The organism is Kurthia sp. FSL E2-0154, assembly GCF_038003625.1.
Taxonomy (GTDB): Bacteria; Bacillota; Bacilli; order Bacillales_A; family Planococcaceae; genus Kurthia; species Kurthia gibsonii.
In genome coordinates, this window is sequence record NZ_JBBOPO010000001.1 from 2,350,107 (window position 1) to 2,367,169 (window position 17,063).

The following is a 17,063-nucleotide window of genomic DNA, read 5'->3' on the forward strand; positions in this document are numbered from 1 at the left end:
CCCTTTATTAAATGTTTCATTCTAATTTGATAGAATTTGTTCCCCTGTTAATTCAAATACAGCCTGACAACTCGCACATACCGTAGGATTTTCAGAACTAATAATGAGCGTAACACCTTCTGCTTTTACAGAACGCAAACACTGTATGAATTTTTCTAGTTGCGCTTCTGTTAATGCTTTTTCAGGTTCTTCGATTAACAAAATAGAAGGCGCATGTAAGCATGCGCGAATAAGCGCCATACATTTAATTTGAAAAGCATTTAGATGTACTGCTTTCTTCCCTAGTAATTCATGCATACCAATAAGCTTGCTTAGCTGATCTAAACGCTGCTTTCTCGCTCCTGGCAACTTATTAGTACCTGTTTGGAAAAAGAACGGTAGCTGAATATTCTCAAGTACGGTTTCATCTTTTAAAAATTCGTCTTGTGCAGGTAGATAGCCCATCTTCGTTTGTCTCAACACAGCTAAGTCGCCCACATCTTTTGTTTCATTTTGATGATATTCTAAGCGATATGTCCCGTTCGTCAAAACGCGGAAACAGCCAATTGTCTGTAGTAATTCATTTCGATAAGCGCCTGTAATCGCTAGTGAAGCTCCCTTTTCAACGACTAAATTCACTTTTTGAAAATACGGTTCTACCGCTGCATATTTTAATTGAATTTTAGACATGCTCCTGCTCCATTTCTATCGTTGTTTTACGTAGTACACGCCATAGAATACCGCCGCCAATCATTGCACCTAGAATGAGATATAAAACGAGTGGAATGATGGTAAATTGTGAAATCACCAGAAACGGTATAGCTGGAAGAATGAGTGCAATCCCTAGTAAAGTTCCCACTTCAATTCGAATATACTTTCGAATTTCACGTTCTGCCATACCACTCGTAATCAGAATACGGAACAACTGCTTCGTCCCTTCATTTCTACGCTTTTGAATACGCTGTACAGCTATAAACATACCAACTAAAGCAATCAGGAATAATCCATACACGAGTACAGGGTTTGCTTTTAAAATCTTATTATAGATATTAACTGTTATCCCACCTGCGCCACCAATTGTAAATGACCAGAAATCTGATTGCTGTGATACTTCAAGCATGATATCGCGAATACCAATCTTAGATGCATTCGTTACGAGCATTGTATTTGCAGATGCGATCAATGATTCTTTTGCGAATACATTGTCTTCGCTTGGTGTTTGGCGATATTGCTGTGACGGAACTAACACTTGATGCCCTGCTGACATTTGAGGTAATGCTGTTGTCACAATCGTTTGTTCACTCTTTAAAAAGCCGATGATTTTCGCGTGAATATCTTGACCATGAATACGCATGCGAAGTGAATCACCAATATCATACAACTGATAATAGTCACTTCCTAACACAACGGGCATAACTTCTTTGTCATCATAATCCTTAAAATCTTCTTGTTTAAAAAATGTACCTGCATCCATCTCTAGCTTATTTAGCTTTTGTGCAGCTGCATTCACTTGAAGTCCATAAACAGGTATATACTGTCCATCTGCTTTTGCATTTTCAGGTGTAAATGCTTCATCACCTGAAAATTTCTGTATAAACACAGGAATCGGTGAAGCTGTGTAAACAGTTAGTTGCTTATTATTTTGCAATGCTTGATTGAAGCGTTCTAATTGCTCAATTGTTGGTTCTTCTCCAATGAGTGTAAGATTGTAATTATTTTGTCCTGCAAATGTGGTCCCACCTTTTGCAGGTTCACTTTTATATGCTGTATGCAAAATCGTAAAATAGACAATTGAAAAACATAGCAGTGCAGCTGCCATAAGGATTAAATTCCATTTACGATTACGTTTATGCAAAATGTATAAAGCTCTCACTTATTTGTCCACCTTTATCTTTGTTAAATAAACACTTATAACAATTCTATACATAGGCAACCAATCAGCGCAATGAAAAGCAATAAGTTTTAAAAACTTATTATAAAAAAACAAGGTATGTCCGATTGAACACACCTTGTCTTCACGTCATTATTTTTTTACAATTGCCGCATAAATGAGTCCGATGATGGCACCTACCACAGCAGGAGCAGCCCATCCTAAACCGATATCATATAACGGTAAGTAATGTGAGTAGAATATCTCAATCGATTCTAACACTTGTAATTTCGCACCCGGCACACTTTCAACCAATGCTTTGTAACCATCAATCACACTCACGAAGAATGTTAGGAACATCGACATCGCATATACACTTTGACGTGCTTTGAATAGCGGCGAGAACATCGTTAATAGAATTAAAACAATCGCTAGTGGATATAAGAACATTAATACCGGAACAGCATATGTAATGATATTACTTAAACCAAAGTTCGCAATTAAGAATGATACAAACGTTAAAATGAATACAAACCATTTATAGCTGATGGCTGGCATAACTTCATGGAAGAATTCACTACATGATGTAATTAAGCCAATACTTGTTTTTAAACAAGCTAAAATAATGATAATCGCTAGTAAAATCCCACCGAATGAACCGAAGAAGTGTTTCGCAACAGCTGCAAAAATTAAGCCGCCATTTTCAAATGTTCCAACAGCGCCAACACTTGTACCGCCCATGTATGTGATAAATCCATAAATAATCATCATTAAAGCCATTGCGAAAATTCCCGATTTCCAAGTCGCCATCGCAATATCTTTCGTACTGGTAATACCACGACTCTTAATCGCATTAATTACGACGATCCCAAACGCAAGTGATGCTAGTGCATCCATCGTATTGTATCCGCCTTTAAAACCTGTCATAAAGGCTTGATTCACATAGTCACCTACTGGTTTTTCAAAACTCCCCATCGGATTAACAACACTGACAATAATTAAGATAAATAAGAACACTAAGAATGCAGGTGTTAAATATTTACCGATATAATCCATTACTTTTGCTGGATTTAGTGAGAAGTAATACACAACTAAAAAGAATACAAAACTAAAAATGCCTAAAAATAATGATACTTGATCTGGATTTAAGAATGGTTCTAACCCTACTGTGAACGATACAGTCGCTGTACGCGGAATCGCAAAGAATGGTCCAATCGTTAAATATAGTACAACTGAAAATACAAGACCGAATAGTGGATGCACTCGATTCCCTAAGTCTCGTAAACCATTACTTCCTGATAAACCAATTGCTAGAATTCCCATGAACGGCAAACCGATTGCTGTAACTAGGAAACCAATTAAAGCCCACCAGAATTGCGTACCAGCCATCTGTCCAAGTTCGATTGGGAAAATTAAGTTCCCTGCCCCGAAGAACATACCGAATAACATCGTACCGATGATGGCGTATGTTGAAAATGGTACTTTTGCTTGCATATTTTTCCTCCTTATGACTTAAATCGTCTATTTAATATTGTAATTAGAGTATATTAACAATTTACTACAGACAATACAAGATGAACAGAGAATAAAGAGAAAGAATAAACGAAAAATAGATAATTTTGTATAATTTTTAGACTATTTTGTATTTTTTGAGTATGAAAAAGTGTCGCTCTATCATTTATTTAAATTAAGATAAACGAATATGCATTAAGCTCATAACTCTATTTCCATTTGATTTTCCCATTCGCCTATCACTAAATTAAGTGCATCTTCTTCATCTGTAAATCTAAAATAAATAGGTAAAGGCAATGTAACCATGGCTTTATCAAAGCCTTTTTTCACCCAATCACTTACTTCTTTCATCGTAATTTCTTCTAAATCATGATCATCAAAAAAATTAACAAATTTTTCAAACTGATCCCCTGTGTCAAACTTTTTATACAACCTAAAAGGACCAACTAAATAAATGCCATCGCTATATCCACTATTTTCACTAACTTGATTAACACCATGATACTCATACTATCTCACCCAATTAAGAATCGATTTATCATCTGTACCAATCGATCTCGCTATTGTATATAAACTTTCCGTACCGTTTATATACCTTAAAGCGGCTTGTATTTTTTCTTCTGATGAATATTTTGCCATATAAAAACTGCACCTCCAATTAGTAGATGTGTCTAATAATTGAGGTGCAATTCAATCATACGGGATTTGTTCATTCAGATCAATTTCCGCTTCGAAAAACGAATAGCGGTAGGCAAGAAAAGAACGCAACGTCCTGTTGCAAATCTTGCCCCACTACATCACGTAGCGTTCGGGCATGGCTTCAAACTCCTCGTCACTGCGTTCCTGTGAGGTTTTCAGCTCACGCTATTCCCGCAGGAGTCGTTTTCTACGCGTTCAATTGATTTGATTATTCGTATTTGAGACATATTATTTTGTTCTGTACCAGGCTTTTTTCTATCAACTTTCTAAGTCTTACTTTATTCAATAAAGTATCCTTATAATTATAATTTTAATCCTCTAAATCGTATTCTAACTTTGAATAATAATAACTTGTATCAAAATTAAGATTTATTAATTTGCCTAAGTCATAACTTTTTTGTTTATAAATTTCTTTCATAAATTGTAAGAAAATATAACGACAACCATATAACTCACTTATTGAATCTAAATCTTCTCGTAAATCGATATAATCAATTTCATCACCTAAAGAATCATGTGTAATTGTTTCAAATTCTAAATTCGTATGCCACATGAAATCTAAAAACCCTTGTAAAACAGCTTTTTTATACTCATCTAATGAAAAAGTAGCAAATACTTGTTTTTTATAATGAAATTCAACTGTTTTTTTATGATAAAAAATTCTAATTTTAAAATTATCCATAACATAATCGTCTGCATAAAATATTAGATGATCGAGTTTTTCAATAGATTTATCTTTTGGTAATAAAGTTAAAACCAAATTATACCAAAACCTATATAATTCAAATACTTCTGTATTAAAAGGCAAGGGTTTTCCATCTACACAAAAAACTACTTTACCTCCAGGATATCCTCCAGATCGTCCAAACTCATAATTAAATACATCTAAACCTTCTAAATGGGTCATTTCTATGTAGCCTGGGTACTCTTGATTTTTATTTAACTCTTCTTTTTCAGGGGGATTGTAATATACGATTTAATTTCTAATTTCATATGTTTTACTCCTTAATTTCAAGGTTTAGGATAAAAAGAAGATACTGTTAGTTTCCCTTTTTTATCAACGTATATAGCTAATTTATAAGTAACTTTATTTATTTTTTTAGTTACTATTGAATCATTTATTCATAGTGGCAGAATTACGTATCGTTCGTAGTACAACACAAAAAAACAGTGGAATGATTCAAACATCTCCATCGGTTTTTCGTCGTACTGTGAGTATGTAATCCATATTGTGTTCGCATACTCAAACACCTCCTATCCGCGTAGGTTTTTGGTTGTACTCGAAGATTGGCAGGTCTCCTGGCTCGTATTCAATGCACTTTTCACCTTCCCATCTCATAAGACAGTGGTTTATCGAAAAGCACTCCTACTTACAGTTGCGGGACAGCGACGGACTTTCACCGTTCTTCCCTTTTAAACAAGTGCCATACACTTGTACCAACTTCTATTATTCCGTTTGATTTTATTATACAAGAAAAGAAAACAGGCTGGGACAAAACATGTCATTTTCATTTTTTTAGCGTTCGCAACGAAAAACTGGAACCGTGCTACAGCGCGATTCCAGTTTTTCTTATGCTCATATAGGATGTGTTTTTTGCCCTTATGTCCCAGCCTGTTTTCACGTTCTATTTAAATTCTTTCGTATAATGCCAATATTCATCATCTCGTTGCATACCGATATCTTCATATAGTTTTTGAGCAGCTACATTATCTGGATGTGTCTCAAGCGTGATGTACGCTGCACCCATCTGTTCACAAAATACAAATGCTTCCTCCATCAAGGCTCTCGCCGCACCTAACTTTCGGTGAGACTCCTCAACGAATAAATCGTTTAAAATATATGCGCGTTTTAATGCAAGTGATGAAAAACTTGGATAGAGTTGCGTAAATCCAATTGCTTTTCCTTCATGTTCTGCATATAAAATGATGGCATCATCGTTTGTTAAACGCTTTTTAATAAAAGTCACCACTTCTTGTTCTTCAAATTGGCGACCATAAAACTGTAAGTATCCTTGAAATAATGGCACAACCTTTTCTAGATCTGCTTTCGTTGCATATTGAATTTCCACATCATCCACCCCTTTTCCTTATTGTACCAAAATGCAGCTTTTTTAAAATAAAAAAAAGAACCGTATATGCACGATTCTTTCTGTTTTTAAACTTATTGTTGTTTTTCAATCCATAATGCAAACGCATCATTCGTTTCTGCTTGACGTTCAACGTGCTGCAATTGAACCTCACGTTCTTCACGTGGTAAAGCAAGCTGTGCATAGACATGTGATGTTCCAAGACCTGCTTGTTCTTCTTCTGAAGAATAGGCATAATATACATCTTTAAAGTTTGCCCAGTAAATCGCACCCATACACATCGAGCATGGTTCACCACTTGTATATAGCTGACAATCCAATCAATCTGTTGTTTGTAACTTTTCTGTTGCACGACGAATCGCGAGTAGTTCAGCGTGTGCTGTTGGGTCATGTGTTTCTAACACTTCATTCACACCAACTGCTACAATGGCATCATCTTTGACAATGATGGCACCGAAAGGCTTTCCACCATTCACTGTATTCTCATATGCTAGTTCAATTATTTTTGCATCCACTGTTCTTTTGTCATCTGTGTACCTCCGAATTTGCCTATTTTGCTCTCATATTATATGAAAAAAACATTTATTTAGACAATCGCTATATGTTTACTTCGAATCACTTTTTAACGATAGAACAAATTAACCCATCACCGATTGGTAGTAGTACTGAAAATAGATGTGGGTGCTGTGATACATATTCATTATATTCACGCATAATACGTGTACGTTCTTGTAAATGTTCAGGTAAAGAATCTTTAACCGTTTCGTCTGCTACGCCACCTAGCACTAATACATTATCCATAACAATAACTGCCCCATCTTCTGCAATGTCTACACACGCATCTAAATAATGTTTATAACGCTCTTTATCCGCGTCAATAAGGAAGAAATCGAATGTTTTTTGGTCTTCTTTTAACTGCTTCAAAGATGTTAACGCATCTCCAATACGATAGTCTACAACTTCGCCGTATCCTGCGCGCATAAGGTTTTCTTTCGCTAGTTTTGCATATTCTGGTTCTAACTCTAATGATAGGAGTGTGCCACCTTCTGCTAAACCTCGCGCAATACAGAGACCACTATAACCACCTAAAGCACCTATTTCTAATGCTTTTTTTGATTGCTTTAATGTCGCAAGAAGCGTCAGCCATTTTCCTGTCGCATTTGAAACCGAGATATTTTTCATACCATGTTCTTCAATTGTTTTTAAAATATGTTGTAAATGCTCATCTTCATTTCCAAAGTACCTATCTGCGTATTTATTTACTTGTTCCATCATTCGTTTTCCCCCTCCTCTATTTCAGAGCGTTCCACTTGAAAGACATTTTTAAACTCTTCGATAATCATTTCAACAGCTTTCAATTCGCCCTCAATCACTGGTCGACTGTTCGCAAATTCTTCCCGCTGTAGTTGATCCTTTAATGTTTCTTGTTTCACATAGAGCATCTCCAAAAAGCCAAGTGCGCGTTTACGACGAAATGTTTGAGCACGATGTTCTTCTCCACCACGATGATCTCGATCATTTGGCTTTTCTCCCCGACGATATTCTCGCATTTTCATCTTTGAATAGCTCCTTTCCAAAATGAAAAGTATTCATCTTCACTTATTCAATCGACACGTCCACACCGTATTGGCGCATGTTTAATGTGCGAGCGATGCCTTGTGAAGCAAAGTTATCCCATGTTGTACTATAGAGTGCGACGCGTCCTTGGCGTTGCACATCTCTTGCCCACGCTTGCGCCACTGCTGCACCGTATCCTTTTCCTCTTGATTTAGGATGTGTATAGACGCTTGCTTCAGCTGCTACTGCACTTTGTCTAGCTGTACAACAAATTGATGCAATACGATCTAATTCCATGACTACATAACAAGGTTGCTTCATATCAAAATTCATATAAGTGAATAGAAAATCGTCTTTTAACCTTTCTTTATGTTGCTCCGTTACGTGTAAAACCTTAGGTGAGATTTCTTCAATTGTAGGGAACACATAGGTTGGTCCCATACGAAATTCATGTAAATCTGCGCGATTCATTAGCTGATGAATTAAATCCACAAGTAAATCTTCATCTGCATCTTGAATCGTATTTTCTAAACGTTTTTTAAATACTTCATCTACTCGCGAGGAAAAGCGCGTTTGCTTCCCATCTCTCGTTACGCCAATATGAACTGTAGGTGCTGGTTCAAATGGTGGTTCATTCATTACCGTCAATGCACCTACTTCATTTTGTTGGTACAGTACATCTAAATGTAATTGCATTAAATCTTCATCACGCACGTTCATCACTCCCTTTTGGATTTATGAAATGGCTTGTTTAATATGCGCTAAATGGTGATTGCCATGCCATGCATATAAACCAATAGCTTGCTTTACTTGAATCGCTTCTCCATTTGGATAGACGAATTTTTTTTGCAACTGTTCTTTCGTCAATGAGCGTAAAAAGTGTAGCCAGCGTTGATGAAGCGAAGCAATTAATTGTAATGATACTTCCACAGGTAATGTATAGTCTGCTAACTCAGCCCATAACTGTTCTTCATATGTTGAAACCGTCGGATTATTTTCTGTCACTGCTAGCTTCATACGAATATAACTATTCATATGACTATCCGCAATATGATGCACCACTTGCTTCACCGTCCAACTACCCTCACGATATGTTTTTTGTAATTGATCATCTTCTAAATGCATAACCGTTTGATTTAATAAACGTGGTAGTGCTTCCATTTCGTATAGCCAAGCTGTTAATTTCGCACCGTCCACTTCTTCCGGTACATCAAAACGACCAATTGGATAACGTTCATCCATACTTTCTCATCCCCTTTGTATAAAATAAAAAGTACGTCCTATTTATATAGTAACGTACTTTTCAAATATATTTCCATTCACAAAGGAAAAACTTTTTCTAATGATGGTGTCCTCCACCGCTATTTGAAGATGGTGTAGTCGATTGTAATGCATCTATATCTTTTTTCGATAGTTTCCCAACTAATAAACGTTGTGTTGGTGAGATGGTTTCGGTTTTTGTTCCTGCGTGAATCTGTACATAGTATAGTCCAGGTTTTTTAAAGTCGAACGGGAATGTAAATGTCCCGTCTTTCTCCTCTAAAGCAGCTGTCATATCTAATGTCACCGAGCGATCTACATTCCAAATCGAGATATGTGTAAACTGAAGATCTTTCGCAGATTGACCATCTTGTAATAGTTTAAAGTGAATCGTATGCTCGCCTTCTTTCTCATACGCTTCTTTCGATAGAAATTGAACTTCTAACGGTTGTTCTTTTTTATATAGTGTATTTGCATCGGAACGTGTTTCACAGCCTGCTAGCACGAAAATCAATGCGAAAACGACCACATACATGAGTTTTGATTTCATCATTTCGTGCCTCCTATGCATTAAAGAATTTTTTCAGTTTTGCTACGCGATGAATTACTAAAAAGTCGAGTAAGAAAATCACAATAAGTGATAAACCAACTAATGGGAAGATGATTCCTAATATGACTAATAAGATGTAAAAACCATAGGCATGACGTGCGCTACCTGATTTCGGTGCACCTAATTGATGGCTCGGTTTTCGTTTCCACCATAAGTAAATACCGCTACATACTACTAACACAATGCCAATACAGATGAGCACACTAATTAATTGATTGATGAGTCCGAACTGTGTTCCTTTATGAAGTGTAATACCGAGTGCAATCGCCTTACCCATCCAACCATAGTTGTCATAACGATAATCAGTTAATACCGCACCTGTGTACTGATCTAAATGCATTGTTACTTCATCCTGTGCTTTATTCGGGAAAGCAGAGATTGTGTACACACCTTCTGCTGTTTGCGGCATGACAATTTTATAGCCTTCTGGTACACCACGTTTTTCAGCATTTTCTTCAATCGTTGTAAGTGATACACGTTCATAGTTCGGAATTATGGTTGACTTAGGAACTTCTAATGTTTCTGCTGCCCACGGTACTTTTGTTAAATCTTTCGTCTGTGTCACAGAATCAGGTGGATTCCCCGTCCAAATACTTGGTGGATACCCCTGTCCTGTATTCGTTACGATGGATTGGAAGTTTGTACCCCAAAAGCCCGACCACGGTAACCCTGTTGCGATTAAAAAGGCAATACCCGCTGTTAACCAAACGGCTGGAACTGCATGCAAGTCACGACGCAATGCACGTCCACCTTTATCAAAACGAATAAGGAATGTACCGCCTTTTTCTTTTTTTGATTTACGAGGGAACCATAAATAAACCCCTGTAATGATTAAAACAATGACCCAACAAGTTACGAGTTCAACTAGACGGTCACCCCATGTTCCCACCATTAATTCACCATGTAATTCTTCAATTCGATCCATAATACGATCATGGTTATCTAATTTTTTAATCACTTCACCACTATAAGGATTTAAAAAGACTGTATACGTGGCGTCACCTTCTGCCAAACCGACTTCGCTTGAACGTGTAGGCGAACTACTTGGTTTGAAAGATGTGACTGTTCCTTCTGGGTATTGTTTTTGGACGACAGCTACCTGTGCATCTGCATCCATCTTTGTACTTTCTTCTTTCACTTCATAATATGAATGATAAAGTGCTTGTTCAATCTGTGGTTTAAATAAATATGTACCGCCTGTAATCGCTAAAACAATTAAGAAAGGCGCAACGAAAATGCCTGCGTAAAAATGCCATCGCCAAACTGTTTTATACAGTTCTGTTGTCTTCTTTTTCATTCATGTAATCTTCCTTCCTTTTTTCAATTTGTTTAATATACCAAGAAAATGTGAAATAACAATGAAACAATGTATTTAAATGAAGATGATTTTTTGTAAAAAAAATAATGACAACAATCATTTGTACGAGCCTATTTTTAACAGCTTGTGGTAATGAAAAAGAAATTACAAAAACAAATACCACACCTAAAACCCAAACAACCACAACACAAACGACACCTCAAAAATAGAATCTATATGCGAGTTACATGAATAAGACAACTCTTATCGGGCAGAATTTCGATGAAGCAGCATACGCAATAGATGGTGAACGTCAAGATAGCTTTGCCCCTATGTTAAAAGCATTCGATGCAAGTTATAAGCAGTGGGATGCTCTATTAAATGAAATTTACGGCACATTAAAATCACGTCTATCTTCACCCGAATTCACTGTGCTACGTGATATACAGCGTAATTGGATTAAAGAACGTGATCATCATGCTGGTAGCGCATCTGCTTATAGCGAATATGCACCAGAGATTGCCTATACAGAATCTTTAGCTGCTTCAACAAGAGAACGCTGTTATGCACTTCTTGAACAATACCGTGAAACATTACGCTAACCTGTAATAAGCCACTTTAAACAATCTAAAGTGGCTCTTTTTTATGAAAACGCTTCGAATAAGAATAAATTGTGACAACCGTAAAAAAACACTTCCATTTTTCTAAAAATCATGTAGAATAAATTATAACAAGTTTTGTTATATAACAACAATAACTTGTAATATAACAAAGAATGGAGAATGACCATGTGGGTTGTAACAATTTTCAATAATATTCATGATATTCGTATGTTTGAGTACACAAATAAGGATGCTGCTACAGAAAAGCTAAAAGGATGCAATAACGCTATTTTGTCTTATACAAAATAAAATCATGAGGTTAAAACAATGAATCAAATGCTTTATGAAACCTTACCTTCTATCTCGCACAATTAGATAGAAGGTCTTTTTTTGTTTGAATTCATAGAAGTAAAACTTATAATAAATGCATTTCATACCATTACAGTTCTATTCTCTTTTATAGTAAAAAATAATATATGGATGAAATTGGATAAAAAACATATATAATTGAACTAGTAATTATAGAAAGGACTTTTTAACATGAAAAAATTCGGTATATTTTTAGGCATTGTGATTTTAATTGGGCTATCTATTTTTGGATATATCGAAACTAAAAAGTGTCTGGTTAAAAATGATGTTCATACATATCTATTGAAGGAAAAAAATATAAAAGAAGCTGACATTGAAGTATTAGATCCATTTGTAGCTAACTTAGACGGAGATAAAAATTGGCTAGTTTATGTAAAAATCAAAAATGATCCTAAAAAATATTACTATTATAAAAACAGTGATACAGACCGTATTCTTTTAGAATCGGCTGAATAAGAATAAGGAGACAATAAATTGAAAATCATCAGTCTTTTAATACTAGGTATACTATTGAGCTTATTTTTAGTCACATTTTTAGAGGATATCGGCTTACTAATGCTTGCTGGGTTAGGTCTCGGTAGTTTGTTTGTCATCATCTATCAATTAGAAAGAAACTACAAAAATAACCAATAGAAAAACGATTTAGTCGAAGCTGACTAAATCGTTTTTCTATTATTCCTCTTTAAATAATTCTTCTAACATCTTTTCACGATTTCTCAAAAAGTATGTGGAGATTTGTACATGTGATGTTTCTTCATAAGCTACTTCATGAATCGTTTCATCAAATTCATAAATTTTTGCGTTAGGATAACCGAGTAAAATTGGTGAATGTGTCGCTATAATAAATTGTACATTTTGTTCTTTCTCTAAATCATGTAAAATCCGTAGCAATGTCAACTGCTTCGCTGGAGACAATGCAGCTTCAGGCTCATCCAATAAATAGATTGCCTTTTCACGAAAACGATGTTGAAAGAGCGACAAAAAAGATTCACCATGCGATTGATGATGAAGCGACTTCCCGCCGTAGGATTTAAATCCATCTACATCCACTTCATCAATATGAGATGCAAATTGATAAAACGTTTCTGCTCTTAAAAAGAAACCATCTGTCACTTTCGGCATCCAAGATAGACGTAAGTAATCACCCAAATGCGATTCACTCGCATGTACATTATAAGCTCTTACATTTTGTCGACTTCCTCCAGCTGTATGAAAGCCAATCTGATCGGCAATAGCTTCAAGTAATGTTGATTTACCTGAACCATTCTCCCCTACAAAAAACGTAACAGTTTGATTAAGCGATAAAGTATCTAAATGATGAATCGTTGGAATCGAGAATGGGTATACAGTAAAATCTTGTACTTCTTCTCTCTTTAAACGACAACTTTTTAAAAACATCACATGACTCCTTTTTTCTTATTTCATCGGAACCCAGCCCGGGCGACTTTTAATCATTTCAAACATCGTCGTTGGTAAAACAGGTGGATTTTTCGTATCAAGTGCTGTTTCCACTTGTTCACCACGTTGAATTTTCTCTACCCAATGTGGTTCAATTAATAATTCACGACCAATTGCGAGTAAGTCTGCACCGATATGTGATGCATTCTCTAAATCTTCTTTACTGTAGATTGAACCTACTGCAATTAATGGCAATCTACCTGCGATTGTTTCTTGAAGTGCCTCTACACGTGTAGTCGCTGTACCACTATAGCGACGTGGCTCTGAATCAAACTGCATTTGTGAGACATGTAAGTAGTTAAGTGGTTGGTCTGCTAGAACATCTACTAATTCTAGTGTCTGATCCATTGTAATACCATCTTCTTCAGGCTCTTCTGGAGAGAAACGGTAACCAACGATAAATGATTCATTTGCATATTTCTCTTTAGCTGCTTGTACAGCTTGTACGACTTCTAAAATGAATTTCATACGGTCTTCACCGTAAGCATCTGTACGCTTATTCGTGAAGCCACTGAAGAATTGTTGTAATAGGTATGTGTTTGCACCATGAATTTCGACACCATCAAAGCCTGCTTCAATCGCACGTCTTGTCGCTTCATGGAAGTCACGTACAATTTGTTGTACTTCTTCTGTCGTTAAAGCACGTGGTGTTGGTTGTCCATCACTTGTAATATCCGTTGCGCCTACCACTTCTGGTACTTCATTCGCCGGACTTTGACGACCTGCGTGGAAAATTTGCAAAATTGCTTTTGCACCTCCACTTTGAATTGTTTTCGCTAAACGACGTAAACTTTCAATATAACGATCTTCATGCGCTGAGAATTGTCCTGGGAATCCCTTACCATGCTCTGATACATAGGCAACAGCTGTAATAACAGCACTTACACCACCAGAACGTTCTTTATAGTAAGCAATCTCCTCATCTGAAACAGTACCATCTGGATTACCAGAATATGTTGTCATAGGGGCCATAACTAGGCGATTTTTTAATCTCACACCATTATTTAAAGTAATTGGTTCAAAAGCATTCATACAAAAATTCCCTCCTCATATCTATGAGAAAATTATGAACGTGTTATATCAAAATTTCAAAAAATATGCTTATCATTTTAGTTGGAATTATGAAAGGCTACAGCGTTAACTCCAAAAACACATAAGAGTCTTGTCTCACTTCTCGTCCCACTTTTACATCTAGTGACTGTTGAAAACAAGGGCCATCTACAACAGTCGTATGAAATTCACCTTGTTCACCACATGGGTCAATTCCTCGCTCAATCAATTCATTCATGAACTCAATCGACAACTCACGCCCTAAATCCGATGCCTTCATTCCGAGCGACTCGTTTATCGTGACAATAATGGCACGATATCCTCTTTCTACAACCTCTTTTACAATGGATTTACGTTCTTCTTGCCATAATGGCATAGCGAGCTGTAATCCTGCTCGCGCTGCCACTTGTTCATGCCAGAGACCATGCTCTAGTAAATCTATATCTCCTGTCACAAGTACTTCTGCCCCTGCTTCTTTTGCTGCTTTTAACGCTTCTACAAAAGCTTCCTCGTAAGTTGCCCAACTTGCTAATACTTCAAAAACAGGAAGACCTATTGCTTTTGCCTGCGCGCGTACAAGCTCTGAACCTGTCGCATGTGAACGTGAACGCCCTCCTTGTTCCTCCATCATAACGAGTAAGCCAATCACTTCTCCTTGCTTCATCGCCCATTCAAGTGCGAGTGTACTATCCTTACCACCACTATAAGACACGATACTCTTTTTATTAGCGGCATTCTGTTTCCATGTATTCATATGCTTCATTCCTTTGGTAATGTAATTGTAAAGCAGCTTCCCACATTCACTGTACTTGTTACTTGAATCGTTCCACCATGTTGCTCAACAATCTCTTTTGCAATCGCTAACCCAAGACCTTCACCACCAGTAGAACGCGCGCGGTCTGTATCAACACGATAAAATCGTCTAAAGATATAAGGTAACTTCTCCTGTTCAATTCCTCTACCTTCATCAATCACTTCAAGCTTTGTGCCATATGCTTTAATCGTAATCTTCGAACCATCGTCACTATAACGAATGGCATTTTGTACGAGATTCATGACAACTTGTTGCATCTTCATGACATCCATCTGTTGTGATTGTGCTGACTGTAATACATAATTCATCTCACGTTTTTCCCCTAGCACTTCTAAAACAGGCATTAAATCTTCTACTAACTCATTAAAACTAATCATTTCTAACTGTAAGGCTTCTTTTCGGTCTAAACGTGATAACTGTAGTAGCCTCTCAATCAAAGCACTCATTCTTTCTGTTTGAAGATGAATTTGCGCAACGGAATCTTCTACTTGTTGTACATTTTCAAAATTCGAACGAAGAAGTACCTCTGTAAAACCACGAATCGATGTAAGTGGCGTTTTTAATTCATGTGATGCATCGGACACGAACTGCTCTAACACTTTTTTCGTCTCCTTCTCTTTTTCAAAGGCTTGTTGTACACGTTGTTGCATCTTTTGAATTGCACTTTCTAACTGCTCAACTTCAATTGGCGCCTGTTTAACTGAGACTGCTTTTCCCATTTGATCGATGGTTAATTCACGCACTTGTTCAGATAATTCATCTAATGGGCGCAATGTACGACGTAAGATTTTCTGATATAACCAAAAAACAATCGTAAAAATAATCGCAACAACTACTGTATAAATAATTAATTGTGTGAACATAATTTCATTTTCTTCATGTGTTGGGAAAGAAACTTTGAGTGTTTGACCTGCTACTTCTCTTTCGATTGTACGTGATGTGACTTTATCATCGTCATCTCCACGAAATGAACGAATTACTTCTCCATCCCATTCAATGCGAGCATTTAAAAATTGCTTTTCGAGTAACTCACGTGATTCGGGTGTTAATTCACCATTTCTTATGTCTAATTGTTTACTCGCCATTTTCACATTATCTTGTTGTTGGTATTCTACAGAATATTTAAAAATCCCAATTTGTAAAATACCGAGTATCACATATAAAATAGCAAAAATAATCGATGTTCGAACAAGTAATTGTTTTTTCATTCGGTCACATCCAATTTATAACCGAAACCCCTCAATGTTTGAATCACTTGATGTTCAGGGTCTTGTAGCTTTTGACGAAGCGTTTTTATATACGCTTCAACGACATTATCATTTCCGTAATAATCGTACCCCCATACAGCATTCAAAATCGCTTCTTTTGATAGCACTTTGTTTTTATGTTGAATAAAATAGCGTAATAATTTGTACTCGGTACGCGTTAATGTAAGTGCCTCTCCTTGATAGGTGATTTGTTTTTGTTCGTCATCAATTGAAAAAAGCCCTGTTGGTTGTTCTTCATATTGTGGTGTATTGCGCAGTCGTGCTTGTACACGCGCAATCAGTTCTTCAAAGCTAAATGGTTTTACCATATAATCATCTGCACCTGCATTTAACCCCGTTACACGGTCGGTCACTTCTCCTTTTGCAGAAAGTAAAATAACTTGGCAGTTTATATATTTTTTCAAACTACGACATACTTCATACCCATCCATACCAGGCATCATAATATCAACAATGGCAACAGCTGGTTTCCATTTCTCTGCTAATTGAATGCCTGTCATTCCTTCAGAAGCAGTGATTACTTCATATCCTTCAGCTTCAAGCCCCATCTTCAAAAATTGTGTAATACTTTCCTCATCATCAATGGCTAAAATTCGTGTCATATCCCCATTCTCCTTTTTTCAGCTGATTT

General features: G+C 36.5%; 21 protein-coding genes, 1 pseudogene and 1 riboswitch. Of the genes and pseudogenes, 4 read left to right on the plus strand and 18 right to left on the minus strand.

Translation table 11 applies throughout. The features are described 5' to 3' along the window. Positions 1-21: 21 nt before the first annotated feature. The 13 genes and pseudogenes from MHB75_RS11655 to MHB75_RS11715 form a co-directional block, all read right to left on the minus strand. On the minus strand, positions 22-669 hold the full coding sequence (locus MHB75_RS11655; protein ID WP_141274187.1) for a hypothetical protein: 648 nt from the start codon (positions 667-669) through the stop codon (positions 22-24). After that, positions 662-1,852: a hypothetical protein gene (locus tag MHB75_RS11660; protein ID WP_340997863.1), complete on the minus strand. Its 1,191-nt coding sequence runs from the start codon at positions 1,850-1,852 to the stop codon at positions 662-664. Before MHB75_RS11660 ends, MHB75_RS11655 begins: the two co-directional genes overlap by 8 nt. Positions 1,853-2,002: 150 nt before the next feature. After that, complete coding sequence (gene brnQ / locus MHB75_RS11665) at positions 2,003-3,343, minus strand: branched-chain amino acid transport system II carrier protein (protein ID WP_340997864.1); 1,341 nt, start codon at positions 3,341-3,343, stop codon at positions 2,003-2,005. A gap of 219 nt (positions 3,344-3,562) precedes the next feature. Then, positions 3,563-3,793: a hypothetical protein gene (locus MHB75_RS11670; protein WP_340997866.1), complete on the minus strand. Its 231-nt coding sequence runs from the start codon at positions 3,791-3,793 to the stop codon at positions 3,563-3,565. Between the two features lie 577 nt (positions 3,794-4,370). Then, positions 4,371-4,967, minus strand: coding sequence for a hypothetical protein (locus MHB75_RS11675; RefSeq protein ID WP_340997867.1), 597 nt, complete (start codon positions 4,965-4,967; stop codon positions 4,371-4,373). Positions 4,968-5,332: 365 nt separating this feature from the next. After that, positions 5,333-5,517, minus strand: a riboswitch (cobalamin riboswitch). Between the two features lie 168 nt (positions 5,518-5,685). Further along, positions 5,686-6,129, minus strand: coding sequence for a GNAT family N-acetyltransferase (locus tag MHB75_RS11680; RefSeq protein WP_165442688.1), 444 nt, complete (start codon positions 6,127-6,129; stop codon positions 5,686-5,688). 92 nt (positions 6,130-6,221) lie between these two features. Beyond that, positions 6,222-6,662, minus strand: a pseudogene (locus tag MHB75_RS11685) (nucleoside deaminase). 100 nt (positions 6,663-6,762) lie between these two features. Continuing rightward, on the minus strand, positions 6,763-7,422 hold the full coding sequence (locus MHB75_RS11690; RefSeq protein ID WP_340997869.1) for an O-methyltransferase: 660 nt from the start codon (positions 7,420-7,422) through the stop codon (positions 6,763-6,765). Beyond that, entirely contained in the window at positions 7,419-7,703 is a 285-nt protein-coding gene (locus MHB75_RS11695; RefSeq protein WP_340997870.1) for a hypothetical protein, read from the minus strand. Before MHB75_RS11695 ends, MHB75_RS11690 begins: the two co-directional genes overlap by 4 nt. A 43-nt stretch (positions 7,704-7,746) precedes the next feature. Then, a complete protein-coding gene (locus MHB75_RS11700; protein WP_170214781.1) occupies positions 7,747-8,418 on the minus strand; it encodes a GNAT family N-acetyltransferase in 672 nt (223 codons plus the stop codon). A 21-nt stretch (positions 8,419-8,439) separates the two neighbouring features. Further along, positions 8,440-8,946, minus strand: coding sequence for a YfiT family bacillithiol transferase (locus tag MHB75_RS11705; protein WP_141274725.1), 507 nt, complete (start codon positions 8,944-8,946; stop codon positions 8,440-8,442). A 97-nt stretch (positions 8,947-9,043) separates the two neighbouring features. Further along, positions 9,044-9,517, minus strand: a complete 474-nt coding sequence (locus MHB75_RS11710; RefSeq protein ID WP_340997876.1) for a FixH family protein — start codon at positions 9,515-9,517, stop codon at positions 9,044-9,046. A gap of 10 nt (positions 9,518-9,527) precedes the next feature. Next, positions 9,528-10,871, minus strand: coding sequence for a PepSY-associated TM helix domain-containing protein (locus tag MHB75_RS11715; protein WP_340997878.1), 1,344 nt, complete (start codon positions 10,869-10,871; stop codon positions 9,528-9,530). Between the two features lie 107 nt (positions 10,872-10,978). Between MHB75_RS11715 and MHB75_RS11720 the strand changes: the two genes are divergently transcribed. The 4 genes from MHB75_RS11720 (at position 10,979) to MHB75_RS11735 (ending at position 12,475) form a co-directional block, all read left to right on the plus strand. Then, entirely contained in the window at positions 10,979-11,101 is a 123-nt protein-coding gene (locus MHB75_RS11720) for a hypothetical protein (RefSeq protein ID WP_340997880.1), read from the plus strand. An 18-nt stretch (positions 11,102-11,119) separates the two neighbouring features. After that, the gene (locus MHB75_RS11725; protein WP_340997882.1) at positions 11,120-11,473 is read left to right on the plus strand and encodes a lysozyme inhibitor LprI family protein; all 354 of its coding nucleotides are present in this window, start codon (positions 11,120-11,122) and stop codon (positions 11,471-11,473) included. A 540-nt stretch (positions 11,474-12,013) separates the two neighbouring features. After that, entirely contained in the window at positions 12,014-12,298 is a 285-nt protein-coding gene (locus MHB75_RS11730) for a hypothetical protein (protein ID WP_340997884.1), read from the plus strand. A 54-nt stretch (positions 12,299-12,352) separates the two neighbouring features. Beyond that, the gene (locus tag MHB75_RS11735; protein ID WP_340997885.1) at positions 12,353-12,475 is read left to right on the plus strand and encodes a hypothetical protein; all 123 of its coding nucleotides are present in this window, start codon (positions 12,353-12,355) and stop codon (positions 12,473-12,475) included. A 39-nt stretch (positions 12,476-12,514) separates the two neighbouring features. Here the strand turns inward: MHB75_RS11735 and MHB75_RS11740 are convergent, their stop codons facing one another. The 5 genes from MHB75_RS11740 to MHB75_RS11760 all read right to left on the minus strand — a co-directional run bounded on the left by MHB75_RS11740 (position 12,515) and on the right by MHB75_RS11760 (position 17,034). Continuing rightward, positions 12,515-13,240 (minus strand): AAA family ATPase, encoded by a 726-nt coding sequence (locus tag MHB75_RS11740; protein ID WP_340997886.1) that lies wholly within the window; start codon positions 13,238-13,240, stop codon positions 12,515-12,517. Between the two features lie 18 nt (positions 13,241-13,258). After that, positions 13,259-14,332: an NADH-dependent flavin oxidoreductase gene (locus tag MHB75_RS11745; RefSeq protein WP_340997888.1), complete on the minus strand. Its 1,074-nt coding sequence runs from the start codon at positions 14,330-14,332 to the stop codon at positions 13,259-13,261. A 97-nt stretch (positions 14,333-14,429) separates the two neighbouring features. Next, a complete protein-coding gene (locus MHB75_RS11750) occupies positions 14,430-15,104 on the minus strand; it encodes a Dph6-related ATP pyrophosphatase (RefSeq protein ID WP_340997890.1) in 675 nt (224 codons plus the stop codon). Positions 15,105-15,109: 5 nt separating this feature from the next. After that, entirely contained in the window at positions 15,110-16,372 is a 1,263-nt protein-coding gene (locus MHB75_RS11755) for a sensor histidine kinase (protein ID WP_340997891.1), read from the minus strand. Continuing rightward, on the minus strand, positions 16,369-17,034 hold the full coding sequence (locus tag MHB75_RS11760; RefSeq protein WP_340997893.1) for a response regulator transcription factor: 666 nt from the start codon (positions 17,032-17,034) through the stop codon (positions 16,369-16,371). Before MHB75_RS11760 ends, MHB75_RS11755 begins: the two co-directional genes overlap by 4 nt. Positions 17,035-17,063 lie beyond the last annotated feature (29 nt).